The sequence below is a fragment of the Pseudoalteromonas sp. APC 3691 genome, assembly GCF_030408135.1.
Taxonomy (GTDB): Bacteria; Pseudomonadota; Gammaproteobacteria; order Enterobacterales; family Alteromonadaceae; genus Pseudoalteromonas.
The window spans coordinates 17,198-43,246 of record NZ_JASDCB010000010.1; the positions used below are offsets into that span (position 1 = coordinate 17,198).

21 protein-coding genes, 1 pseudogene and 1 riboswitch are annotated in these 26,049 nt (G+C 40.0%); of the genes and pseudogenes, 10 read left to right on the forward strand and 12 right to left on the reverse strand.

The window, feature by feature from the left end; genetic code table 11:
* Positions 1 to 141: 141 nt before the first annotated feature.
* The 3 genes and pseudogenes from QL998_RS05155 to QL998_RS05170 all read right to left on the reverse strand — a co-directional run bounded on the left by QL998_RS05155 (position 142) and on the right by QL998_RS05170 (position 4,804).
* Positions 142 to 2,888: pseudogene (locus tag QL998_RS05155) on the reverse strand (TonB-dependent receptor).
* Between the two features lie 179 nt (positions 2,889 to 3,067).
* Positions 3,068 to 4,042 (reverse strand): aldose epimerase family protein, encoded by a 975-nt coding sequence (locus QL998_RS05165; protein WP_024606514.1) that lies wholly within the window; start codon positions 4,040 to 4,042, stop codon positions 3,068 to 3,070.
* Positions 4,043 to 4,405: 363 nt separating this feature from the next.
* Positions 4,406 to 4,804, reverse strand: a complete 399-nt coding sequence (locus QL998_RS05170) for an acyl-CoA thioesterase (protein ID WP_002958811.1) — start codon at positions 4,802 to 4,804, stop codon at positions 4,406 to 4,408.
* A 33-nt stretch (positions 4,805 to 4,837) separates the two neighbouring features.
* Here QL998_RS05170 and QL998_RS05175 point away from each other — a divergent pair, with 33 nt between their 5' ends.
* The gene (locus tag QL998_RS05175; RefSeq protein WP_165743502.1) at positions 4,838 to 5,542 is read left to right on the forward strand and encodes a 2OG-Fe(II) oxygenase; all 705 of its coding nucleotides are present in this window, start codon (positions 4,838 to 4,840) and stop codon (positions 5,540 to 5,542) included.
* 20 nt (positions 5,543 to 5,562) lie between these two features.
* On the opposite strand, the gene QL998_RS05180 is transcribed toward QL998_RS05175, so the two are convergent.
* The 6 genes from QL998_RS05180 to QL998_RS05205 all read right to left on the reverse strand — a co-directional run bounded on the left by QL998_RS05180 (position 5,563) and on the right by QL998_RS05205 (position 14,101).
* The gene (locus QL998_RS05180) at positions 5,563 to 6,798 is read right to left on the reverse strand and encodes a cysteine desulfurase-like protein (RefSeq protein WP_182193731.1); all 1,236 of its coding nucleotides are present in this window, start codon (positions 6,796 to 6,798) and stop codon (positions 5,563 to 5,565) included.
* An 11-nt stretch (positions 6,799 to 6,809) separates the two neighbouring features.
* Complete coding sequence (locus QL998_RS05185; RefSeq protein ID WP_182193733.1) at positions 6,810 to 7,442, reverse strand: 2OG-Fe dioxygenase family protein; 633 nt, start codon at positions 7,440 to 7,442, stop codon at positions 6,810 to 6,812.
* 200 nt (positions 7,443 to 7,642) lie between these two features.
* A complete protein-coding gene (gene acnB, locus QL998_RS05190) occupies positions 7,643 to 10,240 on the reverse strand; it encodes a bifunctional aconitate hydratase 2/2-methylisocitrate dehydratase (protein ID WP_182193735.1) in 2,598 nt (865 codons plus the stop codon).
* Between the two features lie 294 nt (positions 10,241 to 10,534).
* A complete protein-coding gene (locus tag QL998_RS05195; protein WP_182193737.1) occupies positions 10,535 to 11,593 on the reverse strand; it encodes an OmpA family protein in 1,059 nt (352 codons plus the stop codon).
* A 391-nt stretch (positions 11,594 to 11,984) separates the two neighbouring features.
* Positions 11,985 to 13,394 carry a protein adenylyltransferase SelO family protein gene (locus QL998_RS05200; protein ID WP_182193739.1) on the reverse strand — a complete coding sequence of 470 codons (1,410 nt, stop codon included), beginning with the start codon at positions 13,392 to 13,394 and terminating at the stop codon, positions 11,985 to 11,987.
* Positions 13,395 to 13,405: 11 nt separating this feature from the next.
* Positions 13,406 to 14,101 carry a DNA-3-methyladenine glycosylase I gene (locus QL998_RS05205; protein WP_024606520.1) on the reverse strand — a complete coding sequence of 232 codons (696 nt, stop codon included), beginning with the start codon at positions 14,099 to 14,101 and terminating at the stop codon, positions 13,406 to 13,408.
* A gap of 191 nt (positions 14,102 to 14,292) precedes the next feature.
* Positions 14,293 to 14,493, forward strand: a riboswitch (Lysine riboswitch).
* A gap of 190 nt (positions 14,494 to 14,683) precedes the next feature.
* Between QL998_RS05205 and dapA the strand changes: the two genes are divergently transcribed.
* The 5 genes from dapA to QL998_RS05230 all read left to right on the forward strand — a co-directional run bounded on the left by dapA (position 14,684) and on the right by QL998_RS05230 (position 20,070).
* Complete coding sequence (dapA, locus tag QL998_RS05210; RefSeq protein ID WP_024606521.1) at positions 14,684 to 15,568, forward strand: 4-hydroxy-tetrahydrodipicolinate synthase; 885 nt, start codon at positions 14,684 to 14,686, stop codon at positions 15,566 to 15,568.
* Positions 15,569 to 15,583: 15 nt separating this feature from the next.
* Positions 15,584 to 16,324: a 2,3,4,5-tetrahydropyridine-2,6-dicarboxylate N-succinyltransferase gene (locus QL998_RS05215; protein ID WP_024600030.1), complete on the forward strand. Its 741-nt coding sequence runs from the start codon at positions 15,584 to 15,586 to the stop codon at positions 16,322 to 16,324.
* The gene (locus tag QL998_RS05220; protein ID WP_290192269.1) at positions 16,324 to 17,529 is read left to right on the forward strand and encodes a PLP-dependent decarboxylase; all 1,206 of its coding nucleotides are present in this window, start codon (positions 16,324 to 16,326) and stop codon (positions 17,527 to 17,529) included. The genes QL998_RS05215 and QL998_RS05220 overlap by 1 nt, the downstream gene beginning before the upstream one ends.
* A gap of 5 nt (positions 17,530 to 17,534) precedes the next feature.
* The gene (locus QL998_RS05225) at positions 17,535 to 18,656 is read left to right on the forward strand and encodes a succinylglutamate desuccinylase/aspartoacylase family protein (protein ID WP_290192270.1); all 1,122 of its coding nucleotides are present in this window, start codon (positions 17,535 to 17,537) and stop codon (positions 18,654 to 18,656) included.
* Positions 18,657 to 19,035: 379 nt separating this feature from the next.
* Positions 19,036 to 20,070: a phospholipase A gene (locus QL998_RS05230; RefSeq protein WP_024606524.1), complete on the forward strand. Its 1,035-nt coding sequence runs from the start codon at positions 19,036 to 19,038 to the stop codon at positions 20,068 to 20,070.
* Between the two features lie 64 nt (positions 20,071 to 20,134).
* Here QL998_RS05230 and QL998_RS05235 read toward each other — a convergent pair whose 3' ends face one another.
* Positions 20,135 to 21,037 (reverse strand): bifunctional GNAT family N-acetyltransferase/hotdog fold thioesterase, encoded by a 903-nt coding sequence (locus QL998_RS05235; protein WP_290192271.1) that lies wholly within the window; start codon positions 21,035 to 21,037, stop codon positions 20,135 to 20,137.
* Positions 21,038 to 21,282: 245 nt separating this feature from the next.
* Between QL998_RS05235 and QL998_RS05240 the strand changes: the two genes are divergently transcribed.
* The gene (locus QL998_RS05240; RefSeq protein ID WP_182193749.1) at positions 21,283 to 21,993 is read left to right on the forward strand and encodes a fused MFS/spermidine synthase; all 711 of its coding nucleotides are present in this window, start codon (positions 21,283 to 21,285) and stop codon (positions 21,991 to 21,993) included.
* An 8-nt stretch (positions 21,994 to 22,001) separates the two neighbouring features.
* Here the strand turns inward: QL998_RS05240 and dtd are convergent, their stop codons facing one another.
* Together dtd and QL998_RS05250 are read right to left on the reverse strand one after the other, a co-directional pair.
* Positions 22,002 to 22,439: a D-aminoacyl-tRNA deacylase gene (gene dtd, locus QL998_RS05245; RefSeq protein ID WP_024600024.1), complete on the reverse strand. Its 438-nt coding sequence runs from the start codon at positions 22,437 to 22,439 to the stop codon at positions 22,002 to 22,004.
* The gene (locus QL998_RS05250) at positions 22,440 to 23,345 is read right to left on the reverse strand and encodes a virulence factor BrkB family protein (RefSeq protein ID WP_024600023.1); all 906 of its coding nucleotides are present in this window, start codon (positions 23,343 to 23,345) and stop codon (positions 22,440 to 22,442) included.
* Positions 23,346 to 23,432: 87 nt separating this feature from the next.
* Between QL998_RS05250 and QL998_RS05255 the strand changes: the two genes are divergently transcribed.
* From QL998_RS05255 to QL998_RS05265, 3 genes are all read left to right on the forward strand, one after another.
* Positions 23,433 to 24,089 (forward strand): DUF2959 domain-containing protein, encoded by a 657-nt coding sequence (locus QL998_RS05255; protein WP_024597208.1) that lies wholly within the window; start codon positions 23,433 to 23,435, stop codon positions 24,087 to 24,089.
* A 74-nt stretch (positions 24,090 to 24,163) separates the two neighbouring features.
* Positions 24,164 to 25,243: an MBL fold metallo-hydrolase gene (locus QL998_RS05260; protein WP_182193751.1), complete on the forward strand. Its 1,080-nt coding sequence runs from the start codon at positions 24,164 to 24,166 to the stop codon at positions 25,241 to 25,243.
* Positions 25,244 to 25,310: 67 nt separating this feature from the next.
* On the forward strand, positions 25,311 to 26,039 hold the full coding sequence (locus tag QL998_RS05265; protein WP_076925804.1) for a CBM9 family sugar-binding protein: 729 nt from the start codon (positions 25,311 to 25,313) through the stop codon (positions 26,037 to 26,039).
* The last annotated feature ends 10 nt before the right edge of the window (positions 26,040 to 26,049 follow it).

The following is a 26,049-nucleotide window of genomic DNA, read 5'->3' on the forward strand; positions in this document are numbered from 1 at the left end:
GGTAGGGCATTTTGATTTAATGTGAATTCATTTTAGCCAATTAGGTTAACTAATATACATTACTGTTAAATTAACCTAATTGGTATTAGCACTAATGTGCTGCAATGAAACAAGAGGCGAGAAGTTCGCCTCAAACATTAATTAAAACGATCCGCGAATACCAAACGCGTAACGTGAGCCATTATCTTCCACTGAATAAATTTGGTTAGCAAAACGACCTGTTTGTACTAACTCTTCTTCAGTGATATTGATGCCTTCAGCAAAAATAGTGAAGTTTTCATTAATATCATAGCTTGCACTAATATCCCACTGGCCGTACGTTTCTACGTTCACTGGTTCACCATTGAAGCCGTTATCAACTAAGCGTAAAAAGCCTTCACGGTTGTTAAATGCAACACGTGCTTGCCAGTTGTCTTGCTCATAAAACAATACTAAGTTTTGTGAATCGCCCAAACCTTCAAGTGCAAATGTTTGAGTTGTATCATCACCTACACTAATGTCGCTATTCACAACAGTCGCATTAGCGATAAAACCAAAGCCATTTTCAAACATGTGAGTAACACCCACTTCGAAGCCGGTTACAGTTGCAGACTCACCATTTTGAGGACGGCTTACAGTGTAAACTTCTGAGCTACCAATAAGTTCGTCATCTGTTTGGTCTGTACATGTAGTACACGCAAAATCAGGACCTGAACGGTCAGACATTTCGTATGTTTCTGCACCTGTTAACGTAACAATAAAGTCGTCAACTTCTTTACTAAATACTGCAAAGCTAAATAAGTTAGCATCGTTGTAGTACCACTCGTAAGAGATATCCCAGTTTTCTGATTGGAATGGTTTAAGTGCTGGATTGCCACCACTTGCCGTTAAGTTTTGACGACGTGGTTCGTTAAAGTTTGTCGCAGGAGATAACTGAGACATAGTTGGACGAGTAATACTATCGTACGCGGCAAAACGTAAAATCATATTATCTTGTAGCTCAAGCTTAACGTTGAAAGACGGTAGTAAGTTTGAGTAGCTAGTACCTTGTTCAATATTAGTCGCAGGGCCAAATACGTTAGCAAACAATGTCGCATCTGAAGTTGGAACTACATCGCTAATAAAGCTTTGTATTGCAGCAACTGCAATATCGGTTTCAGAGTAACGAGCACCCATATTAACGGTTACTGGCATATCAGCTAAGTCAAAACCAAGCGTAAAGTCCATGTATAAGCTAGTGATGTCTTCGTTAATTGTGTAACGGTTATTTTGTAGCGTTGGCTCTACTGGGAAACCTTGATCGGCTAAGTAATCAAGCATTTTATCGCCATCGTAGCTATAAAATGTATCGATTAAACCAGGGAAGTAATTACTCGCTGTATATGCTTCAAAATCAATTTCATCAAGCGGTGCTTGTGTACCGTAACCACAAAATTGACATTGGCTACCAAAAATTTGGAAGCTAGATTTTTCACGCTCTTGGCGATAAGCACCAAAGTTAATGCGATCAACTGGGCCTTTATCTGGCACATATTCAAAATCGGCTTTTACTTCAGTAATTTCATCTTCATCTGTAAATTGATTACCAATTTCGTTGTGATGAAGTCGCGCTAGGCTTGGATCTGGCAACGAACCATTTTCAAAACCGTCATGCTGTACAGTAGGAATGCTGCCTGTACCGTCAAAAGTATAGCTATTGATAACACCTACAACGTTAAAGCGATCTCTACCAGCACGGTCGTTTTCGGCTGTTGAGCGAGATACATCAAATTTAGCTTTTAATGACTCGTTTACTTGCCAATCTACGTTAATACCAAATGCTTTATTAGTTACATCACGTGAATTACGTGTATGCGATACAAAGTCACTTGCAGGGTCGCCACTTGGCGCGCCTAAACCAACTTCTTGAGAGAAAGTTAAAAGAGTGCCTGTTTCTGGATCAATCGTTGCATTGCCTACACGGTCTGGTTCGAACCAAGATACTAAATCGCGTACTGTTGAGTCAACTTCGAATTTTGAAATCATACCATCAACAGTAATCGTAACATCGTCAGATGGTGCATATTGAAGTACTAAACTTGCATTTGTACGCTCGCGGTCTTGCTCATCAACTACTTGGTCCCAGTTACGTGGAATATAGGCATTTTCAAACAATACACCATCAGTTGGGTTAGATATTGTTTGGCCACCGCGCCAACCTGCCGTTAAAATTTGGTTATTTTGAAGTTTACGTTGTTGATTAGTGATGGCAAAAAGCACACCTAGCTTGTCATCGTTAAACGTATTACTTATTAAAAATGATGTTGATGGAGATACTTCCTCAGAAAGGCTTTCTACATACCTTTAACTGAACCTAAAATATGTAAACCACCAAAATCAAAAGGGCGTGCTGTAGTTACGTTAACCGTACCACCAATGCCGCCTTCTTGAAGCGTTGCTGTATTACTTTTATAAATATCAGCACCGGTGATTTGATCTGCCGCTAATACATCAAAATTAAATTCACGACCTGCACTGTCTGTCGCAATTTGACGACCATTAACAAGTACAGTATTAAATTGTGGACCAAAACCACGAATAGTTACCGCTTGGCCTTCACCACCACTGCGGTCAATTGCTACACCTGTAATACGTTGCAGAGACTCTGCTACGTTTAAATCAGGAAATTTGCCAAGATCTTCTGCTTTAATCCCGTCTGTAACAACATTAGATGCTTTTTTATCTAACATTGATGAACGTAAGCTGCTGCGGATACCCGTTACTGCGATAACTTCAACATCTTCATTTACTACTGTAGGCGTATTGCCTTCAGCGCCTTGAGCTGCAACGCTTCCGCTTGCCAATATACCAGTGATAGCAATACTGAGCGCGGTTTTCTTGTTGAACGATAACTTATTGTTAATTATCATTTTTTAAAAACTCCTGATTGTGTGTAGTCGTTGTGGTAGTGCGTATAGTTTCAAATACTATTTATATTATAAATACTTTAAACCGGCAAAAAGTGCAACCTTTTCCTTAATTATGGATAGCATTTAATTACCGTATATTTTCTTTTGATTTTCTTTTAATTAACATTAAAGAACTGTATTTACTCAGAAAAAGCGTAAATAATAACCTGTTCGTATTTCTCTGCTGGCAATAAATTAGCCTTTGGAAAATTTTCACGATTTGGCGCATCTGGCCAATTTTGCGCTTCAAAACACAAAGCTTGCCGTGCTTTAAAAGGCGAACCAACAAAGTTTGCGGTATAAAGCTGCATGCCTGGCTGCGTACTTTTAAGGGTTAAACTAACGTTCGTGTGTGGCGAAGTTAATGTAGCCATCGTCTTTAAACTGCTGTCATCATTAAAAATATAGCAGTGATCAAAGCCATTTCCAGCTTCTAGCTGAGGATGAACGGCGCTTAAGGCCTCACCAACTTGAGCTGGCTTACTAAAGTCAAAGCAGGTACCGCAAACTAAAGCGGCTTCATTAAGTGGAATACTAGTTGTATCAATAGGAAGGTAACGATCGGTATTAATTTGAACAAGATGCTCATTAATTGACTCACTGCCATCAAGATTAAAATAGCAATGGTTGGTAAAGTTAACGAGCGTTTCTTTATTCGTTATCGCTTTAAAGTGCAGAGTAAGCTCGCCGTTTTTAGCGCTAATAGTTTGCCAAACCTGCAACTCACCGGGGAAACCTTGTTCGCCGTCCGGCGAGCAATAATAAAGCTCAACTTCACTTTCAGTTTGTTTAGTTACTTGCCAAAGTACTTTATTAAAACCTTTAACACCGCCATGTAGGCTATTAGGACCGTTATTTGCCTCTAGTTGATACTGCGTACCAGATAAGTTAAAACGCCCCTTTGCAATACGATTAGCGTATCGACCTACTGTAGCGCCTAAGTAAAATGGGTTTTCAAGATAGTATTGAGGGTCATCGACGCTAAGCGTCATTTCTTGTTTTTTAAATTTAATGCTTTTTATTATTGCGCCAAACGGCAAAATTTCAGCTGCTAAATTCTCACCATCACTGAGCTGAATAACTTGTAAAGGCTGGTTACTGGCAATAGATGTCACACGCATACTCCAATCAAATTACCGAATTAACATTTCCTGTTATAACGGCGCAACAATATATAATATAAATAGTATATAATTGAAGCCTGCAACTCAATCTAAATACGTTAAAATTTCTCGACAAAAATTTATACCTCTTCACTTAATTAAGTGATCTATTTTGAGGTAAGAAAATCGTGTTGATAACAAGGCAAAAATTTCGTTATTTAGTTGTTCTATATCAGAAATTTTTAACGCAGTTATCGTCAGATTTAATCCCTCAAATTGATTAAGTATTATTGAGGATAGGTATTACAGCTGCCATTATTTATTTACACTAATCCAGCTCAGCATGAGCTTATATAAAATATAAGCTTTGTAAGGTTAACTGCCTTGGTAAATATGCTCGTTAAGCGCTGCTTTTTCGTCAATGCTAAGCGCTTGCTTTGATTTAGCAATAAAGTCGTATCTCACCATCACAGCTTTGCCTATTGCGCAGCATTTATCGTGTTGCCATGCTTCTTGCCTAAGCGTAAAAGAACTAGTCCCTATATGCTCTACAGAGGTTTTAACTGTCACTTCGTGGCCATAAAATAATTCGCCTACAAACGACACTTCAACTTTGGCGATAATCAATTTCCAATCATGTGGATTTAAGTCCGGTGTAAAAAACTTAAAAATAGGTCCACGCGCGACTTCAAACCATACAGGGAGTACGGTATTGTTAATGTGTCCGAGTGCATCTGTTTCGCTAAAGCGCGGCATCACTTTTTCAATAAACATAAAAATCCAATAATAATTATATAAAGGTAAACCATGACGGACTTTATACGCGTTATTGATAACGCATTAAGCGATGAGTTTTGCGATGAATTTATTTCCACATTCGCGCAAAGCCCGCATGTAAGACAAGGGGTAACATCGGGCGGTGTCGACTTAAAGAAAAAAGACAGCCACGACCTACACTTAAATAATCACCCCGAATATGCACAACAATTAAAACATATACAACAAACGACTGCACAGCATGTTTTTAAGTATGTTGAAGAGCATATTTTTATGATGATTGGGGCATTTGGCTTAAAGGTTTATCATCCAAAAACAGGTGATGTAGTCGATTTAACCCAAGAGAATTTTGAAGAAGTGGGTAAACCGCAATTACCCGTTTTAGTTCAGCAAATTTTTAGACTCGGTAACATTCAAGCGCAAAAATACGAAGTAAACAAAGGTGGCTACCCTTACTGGCACAGTGAAGTTTATCCGCAGCTACAGCACAATGAAGCTTTGCATCGCGTGTTGTTATTTATGTTTTACTTAAACGATGTAGAAGAAGGTGGTGAAACAGAGTTTTATTATCAAAACCGTAAAATCGCCCCTAAAAAAGGCACTATGGTAATAGCACCTGGCTACTTTACACATACTCATAGAGGCAATAAGCCAGTATCAAACGATAAGTATATTTTAACCTCGTGGGTATTGTTTAACCGTGCAGAACAAATATATGGTGCGCCTAAGAGTTAGCGCACCAAAATCAGTATTATTTAACCGAGCAGTTCATCAAATAAATTAAACAACTGATCTAGCTCTTCAATGGTGTTGTAGTGCATACAACCAATGCGCACTACGCCGCCTTTATCAAGCACATCTAATTGCTTGCACAACCCTTGCGCGTAAAAATTACCATCCCACACGCAAATATGCTGCTTACCTAGAAATTCTGAAACGGCGCGTGGCTCAAGCCCTTCAAAAATTAAAGCAAAAGTAGGTGTACGCTCATTAAGGCGATCAAAATCATCAATACCAAATAACTTAATACGTGGATAATTAACTAAGCGCGTTAAAAAGTGTTCGCTAAGCGCCATTTCGTGCTGCTTAGTTTTAGCAAAAGCAACGCTTAACTTTTCGCGGCGTGAATGGCTATCGTCAAGTTCGCTAATCGCTGCAATGTAATCAACAGCAGCAATAAAGCCCGCCATAGCTTCAAAGCTTTGTGTGCCGGTTTCCCAACGACCTGGTGCTACGTCTTTAGCTGGCTCAACCTTGTAAGGCGTAAACCCGTCTAAATGTTCTTTTTTACCGTAAACCATACCTAAATGCGGGCCAAAAAACTTATACGCAGAGCACGCTAAAAAGTCACAATCAAGTGCTTGCACGTCAACAAGTTCGTGAGGTGCATAGTGTACGGCATCAACATAAACAAGTGCACCTACAGCGTGAGCAAGCTCTACAATACGTTTAATATTATTAATTGAACCTGTGGTATTTGAAGCGTAAGTAACCGCTACAAGCTTAGTGTTACTGTTTAATAAGCTTTCAAATTGCGCCATATCTAAGCTGCAATCAGCTTCGTTAATTAAAGCCGTATTAACTTTAACGTCTTTATCTTCTGCAGCTTGTTGCCACGACGATACATTTGAGAAGTGATCGGCATTGGTTACAATTATTTCATCGCCAGCCTGCCAGTCGCGTGAAATTGCACGGCTAAAACTAAACGTAAGGCTGGTCATGTTTGGACCAAACACAATTTGTTGTGAGCTAGGTGCATTAAGTAAGTCAGCGGCGGCTTGGCGCGCATTCGCCATCAACTCAACCGTTTTATCACTTGAAAAAAACGCGCCACCTAAGTTCGAATTATAATGACCTAAATAAGCTGTCATCGCAGTAAGCACCGATGTTGGTACCTGCGAGCCACCTGGTCCGTCTAAAAATATTGGCGATTTACCATCAACGTTCTGCATTAATGCTGGAAACTGCTCACGTAATTGCGTTATGTTCATGCCTAACTTCCTTAAGACGTTAATACAAAACAATCCAGGTAACCTGGTTTGCTAGCATCAATTTTGTTCATAGGTGTTGCGTTATGCCACACTTGACGGTCGTTTATTAATGCAAACATGCCGTCTTTTATTTCCATTTTAAAACAAGGCTCAGCTTGCTTGTTTTCGTATACAAGCAGTTCTCCACCTTCTAAGTTCTCGTGAGAAACACCGCATATACATACATGGTCAAAACCATCTTGATGCACGCCTTCTGGCGCTGCAGGTGTATCGCTATCGATGGCAAGCATACGGAACTGATGAATTTCAATATCACGCTGCTCATCAATACCGGTAAGTTGGCGAAACTCATTTACAATGCTTTTCATGCCCTCTGACTCAAGTAAACTTTGCTCTAAGTTTTCGTAAGTGCGCTCTACATTACCTTGAAAAGTATTAATTGAATCGTCTTGAACAAATGCTTTGGCTTGCTGTAGCTTTATTTCACCATTTTGCATTTTAACTACTGAGTAACGACGTTTACGAAAGGCACCATCTGCATAAGGATTAGCAGGCAGGTTATCAAAAGAAGGCTTAATCAAATCAATATTTGCTTGGTTAACAAAACGTAGTTGCAGTAAATTCTGGTTGTTTAATGCTGTCATAAAATCTCGCCTAAAATAATGAGAATATTGATGAGGATTTTAATGCATTTTTATAGGAATTTTTGCGCTATTAATTACTTTAAAAGTAACTTGAGACTAGATTTAATACAATAATATAAAAAAAGAAGCATGAACTATCTAATATTTATTTTAGCCAATAAAAAACCCGCCTAAGCGGGTTTTTAAACAAACTCTAAAAATTATACAGCTTGTTGAATAATCACGTTGTCTGCTTTTTTAGTGTAAGCAGGCATACGGTGGAAGTTCAAGTAACGGTATGTATCTGAAGCCGTTGCATTGATCTTCGCTGCATATTCTTGGTACTCAGCAGCTGTAGGTAGTCTACCTATGATTGCAGCAATTGCAGCAAGCTCAGATGATGCTAAGAATACGTTCGCGCCATTACCTAAACGGTTAGGGAAGTTACGTGTAGAGGTAGACACAACCGTTGCTTTATCTGCAACACGTGCTTGGTTACCCATACATAGTGAACAACCTGGAGTTTCGATACGTGCGCCAACACGACCAAAAATACCGTAGTAACCTTCTTCTGTAAGTTGATCTTTGTCCATCTTAGTAGGTGGAGCAACCCAAAGCTGAGTAGGAAGTTGACCTTTAAAGCCATCAAGCAACTTACCAGCAGCACGGAAGTGACCAATGTTAGTCATACAAGAACCGATGAATACTTCATCAATTTTCTCGCCAGCAACATCAGAAAGAAGACGCGCATCATCTGGGTCATTTGGAGCACAAAGAACTGGCTCTTTAATCTCAGCTAAATCAATTTCAACGATATGCTTGTACTCTGCATCAGCGTCAGCTTCCATTAGTTCTGGGTTAGCTAACCAATCTTGCATTGCAGTAATACGACGTTCAATCGTACGTACATCGCCGTAACCTTCAGAAATCATCCACTTAAGCATAACAATGTTAGACTCAAGGTACTCAGAGATAGACTCTTTAGATAACTTAACAGTACAACCAGCAGCAGAACGCTCTGCAGATGCATCTGATAGTTCGAACGCTTGCTCAACAGTTAGGTGCTCAACGCCTTCAATTTCTAGTACGCGACCAGAGAATTCGTTAATTTTACCTTTTTTCTCAACTGTTAATAAACCTTGTTTGATACCGTAGTAAGGGATTGCATGAACAAGGTCACGTAACGTGATACCTGGTTGCATTTCGCCTTTAAAACGAACCAAAATAGATTCTGGCATATCAAGTGGCATAACACCCGTTGCTGCTGCGAATGCAACTGCACCCGAACCTGCTGGGAATGAAATACCTAATGGGAAACGTGTATGTGAATCACCACCAGTACCTACGGTATCTGGTAATAACATACGGTTTAACCACGAGTGAATAATACCATCACCTGGACGAAGTGAAACACCGCCACGGTTCATGATGAAATCAGGAAGCGTATGGTGAGTGCTTACATCGATAGGCTTAGGATAAGCTGATGTATGACAGAATGACTGCATTGTTAAATCTGCAGAGAAACCTAAACATGCTAAATCTTTAAGTTCATCACGTGTCATAGGACCTGTTGTATCTTGCGAACCAACAGTTGTCATTTTAGGCTCACAGTACTGACCTGGGCGAATACCTGCAACGTTACATGCTTTACCAACCATTTTTTGCGCTAGTGTGAAGCCTTTATCAGAAACTTCTGTTGCTGTTGGTACCTTAAATATATCAGTTGCGCCTAAGCCAAGAGATGTACGCGCTTTATCAGTTAAACCACGACCGATAATTAGTGGAATACGACCACCAGCACGAACTTCATCTAAAATTACATCAGATTTAAGTTCAAAAGTTGAGATTACTTTGTCAGTACCGTGGCTCTTAACAACACCTTCGTACGGGTAAATATCGATTTGCTCACCCATGTTAAGCTCATCAACATTTAATTCGATTGGTAATGCACCTGAATCTTCCATTGTATTGAAGAAGATTGGAGCAATTTTATTACCTAGACATACACCGCCAACACGCTTGTTTGGTACGAACGGGATATCATCGCCCATGAACCAAAGTACAGAGTTAGTTGCAGACTTACGAGAAGAACCAGTACCAACAACGTCACCTACATATGCAAGTGGTAAGCCTTTAGTTTTTAATTCTTCAAGCTGAGAGATTGGACCTACTTCGCCTGGCTTGTCTGGTGTAATTCCGTCACGTTCAATTTTTAGCATTGCTAAAGCATGAAGTGGGATATCTGGACGAGACCATGCATCTGGTGCTGGTGATAAGTCATCAGTATTTGTCTCGCCAGTTACTTTAAATACAGTAACTGAGATCTTTTCAGCAACAGCTGGTTTATTAGTAAACCACTGCGCATTTGCCCAAGACTCAATAATTTGCTTAGCGAATGTATTACCCGCTTTTGCTTTTTCTTCAACATCGTAGAACGCATCAAACATAAGTAATGTATTTGAAAGGCCTTTAACTACGATTGGTGCAAGTGTTTCGTCATCAAGTAGGTCAATCATTGGCGCGATATTGTAACCGCCCAGCATTGTACCTAATAATTCTGCCGCTTTTTCTTTAGAAACAAGTGGAGAATTAGCTTCACCTTTAGCTACAGCTGCTAAAAATCCCGCTTTAATATAAGCAGCATCATCAACACCAGCTGGTATACGCTGAATGAACAAATCTAAAATGAATTCTTCTTCACCTGCAGGTGGGTTTTTTATTAATTCAATAAGATCAGCAGTTTGCTGAGCATCTAATGGCGCTGGTACGATACCTAACGCGGCACGTTCTTCTACGTGTTTACGATATTCTTGTAGCACAATATTGCCCTCTTGGTGACGTGAAAGTATCCGGTAGCGCTTTGGGCGCGAATAAGTTACCCAATACTTATAGTATTCTAACGCGTAATTATAAAGCTTTTATGGATAGATGAAAATCCATCCAGTTGCGCAACTGATTATACCGATTATAAATACTATGAATAGTGGTTGTGGTAAAAACTATTTTCATGAATACTTGTTAAGTAAGAATCATTACTGTTTATAAATATGCTCACTTTAATACACACATAAAAAAACCCAGCCGAAGCTGGGTTTTTCATAGATAAATAACTATTAACGCTTAACTTTTACTTTCTCTACTGTAGTCAATTGCGCTTCAACACGACGGTTTTCTGCGTTTGCAGCACGTGTGTTTGCTGGGTTCTTAAGGCGTGTTTCGCCGTAACCCATAGTAGAAATACGTGATTTTTTAATACCGTCTTTCGATAATTCAGCTGCTACATCTTTAGCACGCTTTTCAGAAAGCGATTGGTTATAAGTTGCATCACCAGGAGCAGAAGCATGACCTTCTAATACTACAGTTACTTCACTGTTCTCTTTCATGAAATTAGCAACTTGCTTGATATCATCGAAGAATTTATTTGGTACATCAGCAACGTCATGAGGGAAAGTCACTAATAACTTTACAGTTACTTCTTTATCTTCGTATACAGTACAACCTTTAGCATCAACAGCATCTACCATTGGAGTGTTAGCACACTCGTCGTTAGCGTCAATAACACCATCGTTATCACTGTCTGATGGAGCTGCAGCAACAGGTTCTGGAGCAGCCTGAACTGGCTCTGCTGGCGAAGAGTTCTGACCAAATAAGTAGTTAATACCTAATTTAGCACCTACGTCAGTGTAACCACGGTCAAGACCTTGGTATACAGATGTTTCAGCGTTAACAAATAAGCCATCTGTAATGAAATGTTGGTAACCAACACCTGCATTTAAGAACGTATTATCTGTAGCTACTTGCATTTCCTTAACACCGAATAAACCGTAGAAAGGGCCGCCACCAAAGTGGTAAAGAGCATCAATACCGTAACGTTCGCCATCAACATCGTCACGATTACCATTTGGGATCGGAGCTGCTAAAAATGCGTTAAAATCCATGTCAGCATACTCAAGGCGTGCGCTCCAGTAATCACTGAAACGGTAACCAACTTCAGCACCCCAACTTGCAGACTCATTAACTTCTAAGTCTTGGTACATGTTTAAATTTTTCCAAGATGCGTCGTAGTAATCACCAAACACACCAATGTAGAAACCTTCTTCTTTATCTGCAGCAAATGTAGATGCGCTAGTTGCAGCCAACGCGATAGCGATTGTAAGTGATTTTAATTTCATTGTTTTCTTCCCATTTTTAACAACTAATAAATTGTAGCTAATCAATACTAGCTCAATCAGTTTTATATAGACTAACTGAGCCTTTGTTAATCAATACTTAACGAAAAATAAAGTTTATAACTTTTTTCAATACCCTGTAACAACACACAACCACTTACTATAGGCGAAATTAAAACTTTATTGAAAAATAAGTATAGTAGTTTTTGTAGATTAGTATTGAGCAAGGAATGTAAAGCAATTAAATAAAATACACTTAGTATATGCACAGAAATATTGCCTCACTTTAATTCGGCGCATAATACCACCTGATCTTGCATTCCCAAACATATATGCTCACATTTGGTTGAAAAATGACTCTTTTGAATCATGTAGTTACATTGATTTCTAATAGTTAAGTACCACAAAAAGTCTGGTAATCATTATCATTTATCGGTGCAGCCTGAAACTCTGATAGCTTTTCATCATCAGAATACGGGTTATCCGCTATTCTCATAAAGCGCTGTAGCAACTCACTAGACCCTGCAGCATTATACTCTGCAATTATTTTTTCGATCACATGATTACGAGGAATTACACGAGGATTTGCCGCTCTCATTACTTCATAACTATTATCGTCGGTTAAGCTTACCCACTTAGCTCTCCATTCAATTAGCGACTCAGGTATTACTGTTTCTTCTTTTAAGGATTCAGTAAGCGCATCGAAGGTATTGGTGTAATCGAGCTGGTTATCTTTTAATAGTGTTAGCAACTCTGCGATTAACTCGCCATCACTGCAGCTAGATTCATTTAAACCCAGTTTTTGTTCCCACATAGCAGTAAACTCAATATTAAATTGCTCAGCAAAGCTATTAATGTATGGCGTCATTAACGTAACAGCCTGCTCGTCATCATCATTAATAAGTGGTATTAAACTCTCGGCCAAGCGTGCGCAGTTCCAGTTAGCTATATTAGGTTGATTACCGAATGCATAGCGGCCTTGTTTGTCTATAGAGCTAAATACGGTATCAAAATCAAAGCTATTCATCATGGCACACGGACCGTAATCAATGGTCTCTCCGCTAACTAGTGTATTATCTGTATTCATTACTCCGTGAATAAAGCCAACACGCATCCAGCTCACAACTAGCTTAACTTGGTTTTTAATCACAGCGCCTAAAAATGCTAAATAGCGCTGTGGTCCTGTGTCGGTTATTTCTGGATAATGTCGCTCTATAGCTAAATCAGCTAAATTTTTAAGCCCTTCAACATCGCCTTGCGTCGCTAAATATTGAAACGAGCCAACGCGAATATGACTGGTTGCTAAACGAGTAACTATTGCGCCTGCTTGTGGTGGGTTACGATAAACCGTTTCACCGCTGCCAACGACCGCTAAACATCGGGTAGTTTTAATGCCTAGTGCATGCATTGCTTCGCTCATTACGTATTCACGAATAGCGGGCCCAAGTGCACAACGGCCATCACCCCCTCTTGAATAAGGAGTAGCGCCAGAGCCCTTCAATTGAATATCCCATAACTGGTTTTCATTGTCAGTAACAGCCCCTAATAAGTGGGCTCGTCCGTCACCTAAACGTGGTGAAAAATGTCCAAATTGGTGCCCAGAGTAACCAAGTGCTACTGCAGGAATCGCCTGCTTTTCATTACCGCTAAAAGTATTAGCACGTAAATCATCAGCGACATTAATATTAAACTGTTTTGCTAAGCTCTCGTTCCACAGCAATAACTGAGGGGAGGCAACACTTGCAGGGAAATCTTCAATCGCGAAGTTTTCCGCAATATCTGTGTATCTTGGCACTAATTTCATGGTAATTCCTATTATTGCTGACTTATACCCACGCGGTTATCACCTACACCATAGGCCACAATTAAGCTTAGCTCTTGCATACTTAAACCACTTTGCTTTTGCATTTCATTAAAAAAGGCTTGGGCTGCACTCAGTGATTTTTTGGTTTGTAAGCCGCCGTCTATAATTTTATGAGCACGCAAATAATTCTCTACATCGCGTGATAGTAAAAAAGTATCTTTACCAAGTGCTCGTAGCGCATAAGGCCCTGTATTTCCGCCTAAACGCGAACCATGCTTTTTTAAATACGCCCATAAACCAATAATATCGTCTGTTGGCCAACTAGCGACAAACTGGCTAAAACTGCCATGTTCTTGTGCTATTTCGTGGATCATGTAAGCATTTTCGGTAATTGTTTTTACTTTTTTATAGTTACGAACAATTCGCTCATCCGTTGCTTTTTGTTCCAGCATATCGGGTGGCATCATTAATAACTTATCAACGCTAAAATCCCAAAAAACCTCTCTAAAGCCTGCCCACTTATTATTTATGACTGACCAATAAAAGCCGCTTTGAAATACTTTTCGAGTAAATTCTTCAAGCCAATCGTCGTCACTTAACGTGCTTAGTTGTTTTTTAGATAGCGGTTTTGCAAGTAATAACTTAAGCATTTTTTCAGAGCCTTTTCGCTCTACCGCTCGCTTATAAATATCGCTAAATTTTTCCATACTAATTAAATACCTCACTACTTATATTGCTAGTGTACGAGAAAAGCACCTAATACGTAACCACCCCTCTTTTCGATGAATTAATCTGTATTTAGTCGCTTGACACCTAGACGGCTAAAATGCTTTAATCGCCGTAATTACCCTATTTAAATTGCACAGGTTTGTAAGTTTTACTCTATAAACAGGTGCAAAGGGCTAGAAGAGGTGCGTTATTCAGGTAGCGTATGTTAGGAGCGCAAACTCCAGTGAGCATACGTGAGGGGAATTAACGCCGAGAAGTAATCACTTTTGCGAAGTGTTTATTTCGGGCGACTAGGTTGAACCCTAGCGACTGTCACCAATAGCTGCTTATAACAAGCAGCTTATTAGTTTGGTGGAGAGCTTCTGGTCTTAAATATTAAGGCCGTGCGCCCTATTATTTTAAGCCCATTCGCTCTTCGAATTATTAGTTCGAACGATGTTAATGCGGCTCCTTCCATAAAGCTTTTTAACTCTTCGAATAATACCAATTACATTAAATTAGTTATCGCTAAAATGATCACGTTTTTAATAAAATTGGTACAAATTATAAGTTCGTGAGAGATGATCAACAACTTCAATTTAAACGACTACTCACTGTGGACCGCGCTCGTTACGCCATTTGATCAACACGGCGATGTTGACTACAACACGTTAACTAAGCTGGTTAGCGAGCAAGAAGCGGCACATAACGGTATTCTACTACTTGGTAGTACGGGCGAAGGCTTGGCGCTAACGCAAGAAGAGCAGCAAGCCATTGTTGAACACGTATGCCAGCTAAAACCAGCGGTACCATTAATGGTTGCTGTGGGTGGTAGTAACTTAAAGCAACAAATTGAGTGGGTTAACTATTGTAATACACTACCCATTCATAGCTTTTTACTTGGCTCACCCCTTTATGCAAAGCCCGGCGCTATAGGCCAAACTCATTGGTTTGAAAGCCTACTTAATGCAAGCGCTCACCCGTGTATGCTTTATAACGTACCGGGGCGCAGTGCTGTTAGCATCCCAACGGCAACAATTCAAAACTTACAAAACAATAAAAATTTATGGGCGTTAAAAGAAGCGAGCGGCAGCATTGCTCAGTTTGAAGCTTACCGCCAAGCTGCGCCTAATTTAGCTATTTTTAGTGGCGACGATGCGCTAATGCCTTATTTTGCACAAGCAGGTGCAAAAGGCTTAGTGTCGGTAGCTGCAAATGCATGGCCCGCACAAACTCACGAGTTTGTTAAACGCAGTTTAAGTGGTCAACATCCTAATTTATTTGCTCAGTGGACTAGTGCCATTAATAGCCTATTTGCTGTCGCAAATCCCATTCCCGTAAAGGTATTGATGCATTTACAAGGCCGCTTAAGCAGCCCGCAACTTCGTCCACCTTTAACACACCTTGAGTTAACTCAAACCGATTGCATCACAACTGCAAACAACACCATTTTATCTTGGCATTAAATACAGGTTTTTATAATGAGCTGGTTAGAACTATTAAATAATTTAGAATCGGGCGCAGTACGCGCAGCATCACAAAACGAAAGCGGCCAATGGCAAGCTAACGTAGAAGTAAAAAAAGGCATTTTAGAAGCCTTTAAAAATGGCACTAATACTGAGTTTGCAGGCGGTTTTGTTGATAAACACAACTTAGCTCCACAAGAGTTTAGTACTGATGATGGCGTGCGTATGGTGCCGGGTGGCTCTAGTGTTCGCCGTGGTGCTTATGTTGCTAAAGGCACGATTATTATGCCACCAGCGTATGTAAACATCGGTGCATATATCGACGAAGGCACAATGGTAGATAGCCACGCATTAGTTGGCTCGTGTGCACAAGTAGGTAAAAACGTACATTTAAGTGCAGCAGTGCAGCTTGGTGGTGTACTTGAGCCAATTGGTGCAAGCCCAGTAGTTGTCGAAGACGATGCATTTATTGGCGCAGGCTGCGTTATTGTTGAAGGTGTAGTCATTAAAAAAGGCGCAGTGCTTGCACCAGGCGTGCGTTTATCTGCGACTATTCCAGTTTACGACTGCGTAAACGAGCGCCAACTAGATAAAGGCGAGCCTATTCCTGAATATGCCATTGTAATACCGGGCTCTCGTCCTGCGTCAAACGAATGGGCACGTAAGCAAGGTCTAAGTATGTCGTGTGCGTTAATTGTCAAATACCGCGACGAACAAAGCGATGCATCATTATTACTTGAAGAGGTTTTACGATAATGAGCTTTTTGAGCACGCCTATCAAAACTGCTGTAAATACTATTACACAACAACTTGATACACCTTTTTTTGTTTACGACTTAGATAAACTAAACACGCATCTTGCGCGTTTAGTTGCACAAACCGACGTAAAACTTTGGTACGCCGTAAAAGCAAACCCACTGTCTAAAATTATTCAAAGCTTAGACAACGCCGGTTTTAATTTTGACGTAGCAAGTAAAGGTGAGCTTGAGCAAGTATTAGCACAAGGTATTAGCTCACAGCGCGTGCTCAACACGGGGCCTGCAAAAAGCCCCAAACAAATTAAACACTTTATTGAGCGCGGCGTACGTATATTTGTAGCCGAAAGCCTCAATCAAGTCCGTTGGTTAAACCAACAAGCACAACTACAAAACACGCAGTTACAAGTACTTTTACGTGTACAGTTGCGCTGGCCTGAAGGTGAAAAAAACCCATTGGGTGGCGACAGCCTTACCCCATTTGGTTTGGGTTGTGATGAGTGGCAAGCACTCAATGTAGCTGACTACCCTGCGCTTAAATTTGACGGCCTGCATATTTTTCAGTGGGGCAACATGCTTAGCACGCAAAAGCTAAGCGACTTGTGGTCACAAATGATTGCACCTCTTAGCCAACTTGCCAGCGATTTAAATATTAGCCTTAAGATTCTCGATTTAGGCGGCGGTTTAGGTATTCCTTATACACAAAACGAAGCAACACTTGATTGGGATGACTTAATTGCTGCGCTCGCTAAAATTAAAAATGATGCGGGTGTAGAAGAGCTATGGATGGAACTTGGTCGCTATGCCGTTGGCGAATGCGGTCATTACGCAAACCCAGTAGTAGAGCGCAAACAAAACTACAATCAAGAACAAGTAATTTTAAGCGGCGGTATAAATCACTTATTACGCCCTGCTGTTACCAGCCAAGATTTCCCTGCTGCGTTACTGCGTGAATCCAGTGCAAAAACTCAAGCGGTCACTTTATACGGCCCACTTTGTACAGCGCTTGATTGCTTGGGTGAACATAACTTACCAAGCGATTTAAATGAGTACGACTGGCTAGTGTTTAGCCAATGCGGTGCTTACGGCTTTACCGAAAGTATGCCGTATTTTTTATGCCATGAGCTAGCTGGCGAGTACACCTTGCAAAACGGTACACTTACCTGTGTTCGCCAAGCCGAAAATGCCAGCCACTACTTAAGGTAATAATCATGAGTAATACAACACACATTAGCCAAGAGAACATTGTAGTAGGGGAAGTTGCAAACGGCTTACCACTTACAATTCCTGTGTATCGTTTAAAAGGTGATGGCACAGGGCCAAGTGTTTACATTCAGGCCAATATGCATGGCGCTGAAGTGCAAGGTAACGCAGTTATTTTTCAGCTGCTTGAGCAATTAAAACACCTTAACCTTAGTGGCGATATTACCCTTGTACCTTATGCAAATCCGATTGGTTGTAATCAAAAATCTGGCGAGTTTACCCTTGGCAGGTTCGATCCGATTACGGGCACTAATTGGAATCGCATGTATCACTACAATAAAAATTTAGTGGCACAGTTTGCACAAAATCATACTCAGTATGACGACGCTACATTAAAAAGTAACTTCAAACAGGCACTTATTGACGAAGTAGACAGCAAACTTAACGGCCCTGTTTATTTACTCAATACGGGTAAACGCATTGCGCTTAACTTACAAAAGCTCGCTCATCAGGCTGATATAGTACTCGATTTACACACAGGCCCTATTTCAAGCAAGCATCTGTACTGCCCAAGCTATGCAACCGACAGCGCACGTTACTTTAATATTGAACATGTATTGCTTATTCCTAGTGATTTTGACGGCGCTATGGATGAAGCTAACTTTTGCCCATGGTGGCATTTAAGTGATGCACTTAGCGGACAAGGTCGCGAATTATCAATACCTGTAGAAGCATTTACTGTAGAGCTAGGCAGCCAAGAAAAAATAGACTTAAAAGAAGCATTAAACGATGCAAACAGCATTTTAAGTTACTTAAATCACAAAGGCGTATTACAAAACGCACCGCATACGCCAGCTAATATGACTCGTTATGCATGTAATTTAGATGACTACTTTGCCTATTACGCCCCTATTGGCGGCATGGTTGAATACTTAGCCCCACTTGGCGGGCACATTAAAGCTGGTGAGCCTATTGCCAATATTTTACGCATGGAGCGCTACTTAAGTGAGCAACCATTGCAAACACTTACTCTTGATTGCGATGCAATTGCTATTTTGCACTTTGCCTCAGCGAGTGTTAATCAAGGTACCGAGCTTTATAAGTTTTTTACTAACATATTTGAGCTTTAGCTCACCCTTCTCATTGCTTGAGAGTAATACCAATTGCATTAAATTAGTGATCTATTATAGCGATAAGGAAATAGCTTAATAACAAGGCTAAAATTATGGTACATAGTTGTTCTATATAAATAATTTTTAACGTAGTTAGTGAGTTATTTAATACGCTAGAATGATCATGTTTTTAATAAAATTGGTATAAATTAACTAAAATAATTAATCTGCATTAAAAAAGCGGCCTAGGTCGCTTTTTTTTCTGTTCTATATTTACTTTATATACGTATAATGATTGCTGTGAATACAAATTCAGTAAAAGTTCACCGTTACATATGTAAAAAGACGTTATAATTAAATTAACGCATACAACAACCCGAACTCACAAGGAATTACAATGAGCTGGCGCCACTGGATCACACTTACTGCCTTAATAAGTACAGCGACCTTCGCACAAGAAGAAGTTGCCACAAACGAGCAAGATAACGACATCGAACTTGTAAAGCAGTGTATTTTAAATGAAGTAATTGGCGGAGACGGTAAACAGACATTAGACGATCTTCGTAAAAAGTGTTCAGCTCTTGAAGAAAACAAACAACTTACCGCGCTTGATAAACGCCAAGCTCGAGAAGAAGTCGGTAAAAAAAATAGAAACGTAATTACGCCACATAAGCGTAACTATATTTTACCGCTTTCGTACGTATCACACCCAAACGATCGCCCTTTTGATGGTTTTGACGAATTAACAGATGATAACGATGGCGAGCCACTAGACAACCTAGAAGCAAAATACCAGCTTTCAATCAAAGTGCCTCTATATGATGACTTTTCTGATGAAGACCAAGCCATATTTTTTGGCTTTACTCTGCAATCTTACTGGCAGCTTTATAACTCAGAAATCTCTTCTCCATTTCGTGAAACCAACTACGAACCAGAAATATTTTGGATAAACTACCTCGACCCAGAAAACGTATTATGGGGCGACGAAATGGCAATTTCACTAGGTATTTCGCATCAATCAAATGGTCGCAGCCAGCCAAACTCGCGTTCGTGGAACCGTATTTATGCAGACTTTATTTGGGAAAACAGAGGTTTTGTTTTTAGCTTTAAACCTTGGTATCGCATAAGCGAAGATACTAAAGAAGACATACTTGATGCTAAAGGCGACGACAACCCAGACATATACAAATACATGGGCTATTTTGAATTTAGTGGTGCATATCGTCTTAACGATCATGAATTTAGCTTCATGACGCGTAACAACTTAAATTCAGAAAACCGTGGTGCAATTCAACTCGACTGGTCATTTCCATTATGGGGTCGCGTTCGTGGTTATGCACAATACTTTAACGGTTATGGCGAAAGCTTAATTGATTACAATGCGGATGTAGAACGTATTGGTGTCGGTATATTATTAACCGATTTGCTGTAATACTTCCCTAAGTTTTACGCACAAAAAAGCCAAGCATTGCTTGGCTTTTTTGTGTTTTGAACAGCTAAACAGTTATTTTTTTTACTACAAACTGCCCTTCAAATTCTGCAACCACGTTATCACCATCGTAAATAGTTACTGGCACTACGTAACTTGCTTTACCGTCGGTTTCTAAATCGCTTAACTTGCCCTTACAGGTTTGTATATCAACACAACCACGTGGGTCGGTAGTAAGCGGTTTTAAGTACTTAATGTTAGCATCGGCCAATACAATATTACCTTCAAGCCCAGCTTCTTTAAGTGCTAAGTACGTAGCGCCCCAACCTGTTAGCGTGGCCAAGCTATAAATAGACCCTGCAAACATCGTGTTATGTAGGTTTAAGTTGGCGTCAAGGTCGGCACTGGTTGTAAATTGCCAATCGGTATAGCTTTCTACCTTAATGCCCATCGCGTCACTAATTGGAATAGACTCACGCCATATATTTTGTAGTACTTGCGTCCAATTAGGGTGGCGGAACCAACCTGGTTCACATGGCTTTTGCTTTACCATTTTAAAGTGTTGAACATCGCCATACGCTAAATGCGCTTTTTCTTTTAGTTCATAACCGTGGCGCTTATAAAACTCAAGTGCTCGTTCGCGTGCAAACAATACAAGCTCACCGGCATTTTGAACCCATGCAATTTTTTCAAGCTCGTGCAGTAAGCGACTACCAATATGCTGGTTACGATTACCCTCAGCAACTGCCATATAACGCACTTGTGCTTGCTCATGATTGTTAAAGTGCAAACGTGCTACGCCTAGCACTTCACCTTCTTTATTTTTTATAAAGCGATGCTCAGAATCTTGTTCCATATCGTCTTGTTCAGAGCCACGAGGCTCGCCCCAAGGCGCGCGTAATACCTGCCAACGCAATTGATAATACGCTTGCCAATCTTCGCTACTTTGTGGGGTGCTTACCTGAAACATACATACTCCTTTTGTTATATAAGCCGCAAATAAAAGTCAAAAAAGGCTACGGCGCTATACTAATCATATTGATTATCTACCAAGCTAAAAAAATAAAATAATTAAATTGATTGGTATTATTATGGCAAATACCATACTCCATCCTAAAAAAACTGCAAATACGACTTTGGTGATGCCTGCAAAATAACGTAAAAAATAATAGCAAAGGGCATTGCGCTTTAACGTTGCTAGTTTATGCTGAGAATATGACTGAAAAAATCAATTATATAAATTCACTGACTGGTTTGCTAAGCGATCGATTTATTGAAAATAGCCACAGCATTGGTCAGTTAATCTATTGGCATAAATGCAGTGGTGAGCACATTCAAGTACGTGAGCACGAGCAGTTACGCTGGTTACTTATTAACGACACTCTTCAGTCTGTTGTTGATTTAAATAATCCGAGCTTATTACTTTTTCCGCATTTATTGTACTTAGATAAGCATTGGCAAGCTCTTAAGCCGCCACAAAATGTGTTAGAACTTGGCCTTGGCGGTGGAGCAATTCGTAATTATCTACAACATAAATACCCTAAAGCACAAATAACATCGGTTGAAAAAAACGCCGATATTATTAATTGCTATACCCAGTTTTTTTCGTCAAATAAAAATGAGCAACTGCTTTGCGCCGATGCGCAACAGGTTTTAAAAAGTGCGCTAAATGTTGATTGGGTTATTCTAGATTTATTTAGCCAAATAGATGCACCTCGATTTTTATTTGAAGAGGCATTTTATAAAAAAATCTACTCGGCTTTAAATAACAACGGCGTGCTATTTATTAACTTTTTATCGCAGCATGAGTCGCAATTAAAGCAACTTCAGCAGCTGTTACTCGATGTATTTGGTTGTAACGTCAGCCCGCAAAAAATTACGGGCTATGTAAATCATATTGTCGTGATCACTAAAAAAGAGGCATAAAAATAGGCTTAAACAGATAAGTTAAACGTAACGGGCCCGTCGTTACACAAGCTTACTTGCATATCGGCACCAAACTCACCTGTGGCTATTGTAAGCCCCAACTCTTTAGCTTGAGCAACAAAGTACTCGTAAAGCTCATTAGCTTGGCTTGGCGTTGCCGCAGATGAAAAACTAGGGCGCATACCCTTTTTAGTGTCAGCCGCTAGCGTAAATTGCGAAACCACAAGTAACTCACCTTTAATATCTTTAAGGCTTAAGTTCATTTTGTCGTTTTCGTCAGTAAAAATACGATAATTACTTACTTTGTGTAAAAGCTTGTCGGACGTTTGCTTGTCGTCGTGTTTTTCAACACCTAATAGCAACAATATACCATTGCCAATTTCGCCTACTACTTGGTTATTAATTTCTACTTTGGCATGCTTTACACGCTGTATTAAACCTTGCATTTAAACTGTGTCCTTTATTGCTGGTTCATCATCTTCTAGTTCAAGCTCAGGTGTTTCTGGAATATCATTTGGGCTAATGCACGCTGTAAATTCAGCGCCAAGCAAAACAACTACCCACGACAAATACACCCATACAAACAAAATAGGAATGGTAGCTACTGCACCATAAATAACTTCGTACGAAGGAAAATGGCTAATATAAAGTGCAAACCCTTTTTTAGTCAGCTCAAATAAAAGTGCCGCAAAAAAAGCGCCAGGTATTGCCGCTCTAAACGACACGCGCGTATTAGGCACTAAGGTGTAGAGCATAATAAAGCCCACCATCGAAATCCCGTATGGCAATAACTTTAACAAAAATCCGCTAAACCCAGGAATACCCTGATCTGCAAACGATACCAACGATACAATGTAAGAGGTAACACCAATACTAGCTCCGAGCAACATAGGCCCTAAGCTCAAAACCATCCAGTACACAGCAAATGAGATCATCATTGGGCGTTTTTTCTTAATTCGCCAAATTCGGTTTAATGTGGCATCTACATTGCGTATTAACAGCAACGCAATGGCCGCTAAAAAACCAATACCAACCGCCGTCATTTGATTAGCATTGCCCGCAAAGGAGCTAATGTGCTCTCTAATAACATCGGTAGAGGTAGGGACAAAGTTGGTAAACAAAAAGCTCTCAATTTCCATGCGAGTAGATTCAAAGCCCGGAAAAGCCGAAAATATAGCAACACCCACCGCAATTAATGGCACTAACGACAGAAGTGTCACGTAAGCAAGGTAACCTGCATTAACCGTTATCTGATCGTCTATACAACGATTAAAATACTGCATCCACCAACCAGGCTGCTGGCGTATAAAGGACTTAACTTGCTGTTTGTAATGTGAGAGCTTATCATTCATACAATTGACTTGTGCTTATATAATTTTGATTATAATAACAATCAGCGCCATAATTTACAGCACTAACGCACGTAAACAGGAATTCAAATGAAAAAACAAACATTACTCAGTGTTTCAATGCTTGTAGTAACACTTACTTTAACTGGCTGCCAATCAGCTTATTACTCTGCAATGGAAAAAGTCGGTGTTCACAAACGCGATATTCTTATTGACCGCGTAGAAGAAACCAAAGACTCTCAAGAAGAGTCACAAGAAGAATTTAAATCGGCACTAGAGCGCTTAACGACTCTAATCGATTTTAATGGTGGCGAATTACAAGACACTTATAATCAGTTAAACGACGATTACGAGTCGAGCTTAAATGCCGCTAACGAAGTCTCAACTAATATCAATAAGGTAGAAGACGTGGCAGAAGCGCTATTTGATGAGTGGGGCGATGAGTTGGAGCAATACAAAAGCGCATCACTTAAGCGTGAAAGCAGCAAAAAGCTAGCCGCAACTAAGCGTCAATTTGATCAGCTATTACGCTCAATGCGCAGCGCAGAGAGTAAAATGGAGCCAGTATTAACCTCGCTTCATGATAACGTTTTATACTTAAAGCATAACTTAAATGCACAAGCGGTATCGGCTATTAAAGGTGAATTCACTAACCTTAAGCGCGATATTCAATTGTTGATGAACGACATGAACAAATCGATTGCCGATTCAAACAAATTTATTGAACAAATGAATAGCGCAGGCTAATCATTTGTTACTTTAACAAGCCTGCTTAATTGCAGGCTTTTTTATATTAAAGGGAATGCTAAAAGGGATTTACAATGAAAAGCTTTTTAATCACAACAATGCTCTTATGTATACTAACTGCCTGCGGTGCACCTAATAATATTAATCGTATAACCAACCCCGACTCAGTTGTTGTTATTAATGATAAGAACGGTCGTTATAAAAATTTATACACAGGTGAAAAAACATATCCCACCACCTGTACTGAAAACTGCTACCCAACCCACCCAGACTTACTATGCAAAACCGGCAGCGAAAACTGCCAGTATCAAGGCCAGCAAACTAAACCACAACTTAGCACCGGCTATACTGTGCGCTGGCTTGGTCACGCTAGTTTTGTAATTAACACCCCAAATGGTCAAAGTGTGCTGTTTGATCCGGTAAAAAATCAGTTTGATTCTCCAGTCGCACTTGGCTTTAAACTCGGCGTTGGTATTTATCGTAAAGCAGGCGCTTGGCCTAGTGAACAAGAACTGGAAAATATTGATGCGGTAATGTATTCGCATATTCATTACGATCACTTTAATAAAGCCGACATACAAAGCATTGGCAATAAACCTCGTTATTTAACACCACTCGGTATGGCCGACAACTTCCCCACCGGCGGTTTTAATATTAGCGAAATGCCATGGTACTCAACAACCAACATTGACGACTTAATTATTAATGCCGTGCCAGCTCATCATTTTAGCGCTCGAGTATTGGTGCCCTTTATTTACGAAGATAACAATAAAGACTTATGGAATGGCTGGCTGCTTGAACAAAACGGCAATACCTTATTTTTTGCAGGCGATACGGGCTACTCAAAACACTTTAAAGATATACAGCAAAAATATGGCGATATAGATGTGTGCTTAATACGAATCGCATCTTACTACAGTAAAGAAAGTGGCAAATTTTATCGCTACGTTCACACTACACCAGAAGACGCGCTTAACGCAGCACAAGAGCTTAACTGCAAAGTAATGATACCGTGGGGATACGGTAACTCAAGTTGGAAAATGGGCGACCACTCTAGCCACTCTGCTTTGCTACGTTTATTACACATGGTAAAAAAAATGGATGCTAAAACACCGCTGTATATTTTAAACGAAGGCGAAAGTATTTCACTGTAACTATTTACTTAGCTGTTTTAAGATTGTTATTACATTAAACCAAATCGACAATAAAATTGAGAAATTAATGAAAAAATTAGCACTCGCCTTAAGCTTTTTATTAAGCACGCCTGCAATGGCCATTGATGTTGAACATACATCAACTCCAATTACTATTGATGGCGTATCAGAAAGTGCGTGGGATAAAGCCACTTGGCACGATATGCCTTATTTAATGGATGGCACACTGCCATCAAACGATGCCGATTTTAAAGGGCGTTATCGCTTACTGTGGGATCAAAACTACTTATACCTACAAGCCGATATAGTGGATGATGTTTTAATAGATACACACGCAGATCCAACCTATAAATATTGGGATGACGATGCATTAGAGATATTTATTGATAGCGATGCATCGGGCGGAAACCACCAATTTAATCACACCGCTTTGGCGTACCATATTGGCCTTGATAACCAAGCTGCCGATTACGGCCCTGATAAAAAAGCCCATTTGTATACCGACCACCTAGTTAGTAACTGGAAGCGCAACACCACCGCACCTTTTAACATCACGTGGGAAGTAGCAATAAAACTCTACCCGAATGATTATAAAGAAGGTGCTAAAAATACCCCAATTACACTTAGCGAAAAGCAAGTAATCGGCTTTATGTTAGCGTATTGCGATAACGATGGCAGCGACGTGCGCGAACACTTTATGGGCTCACACGAAGTACAGCCAGTAAACGGCGACAGAAATCGTGGCTTTATAGATGCAGATGTATTTGGCAAAATCACCCTACTCCCTAAAAAGTAAGCCCCCCACA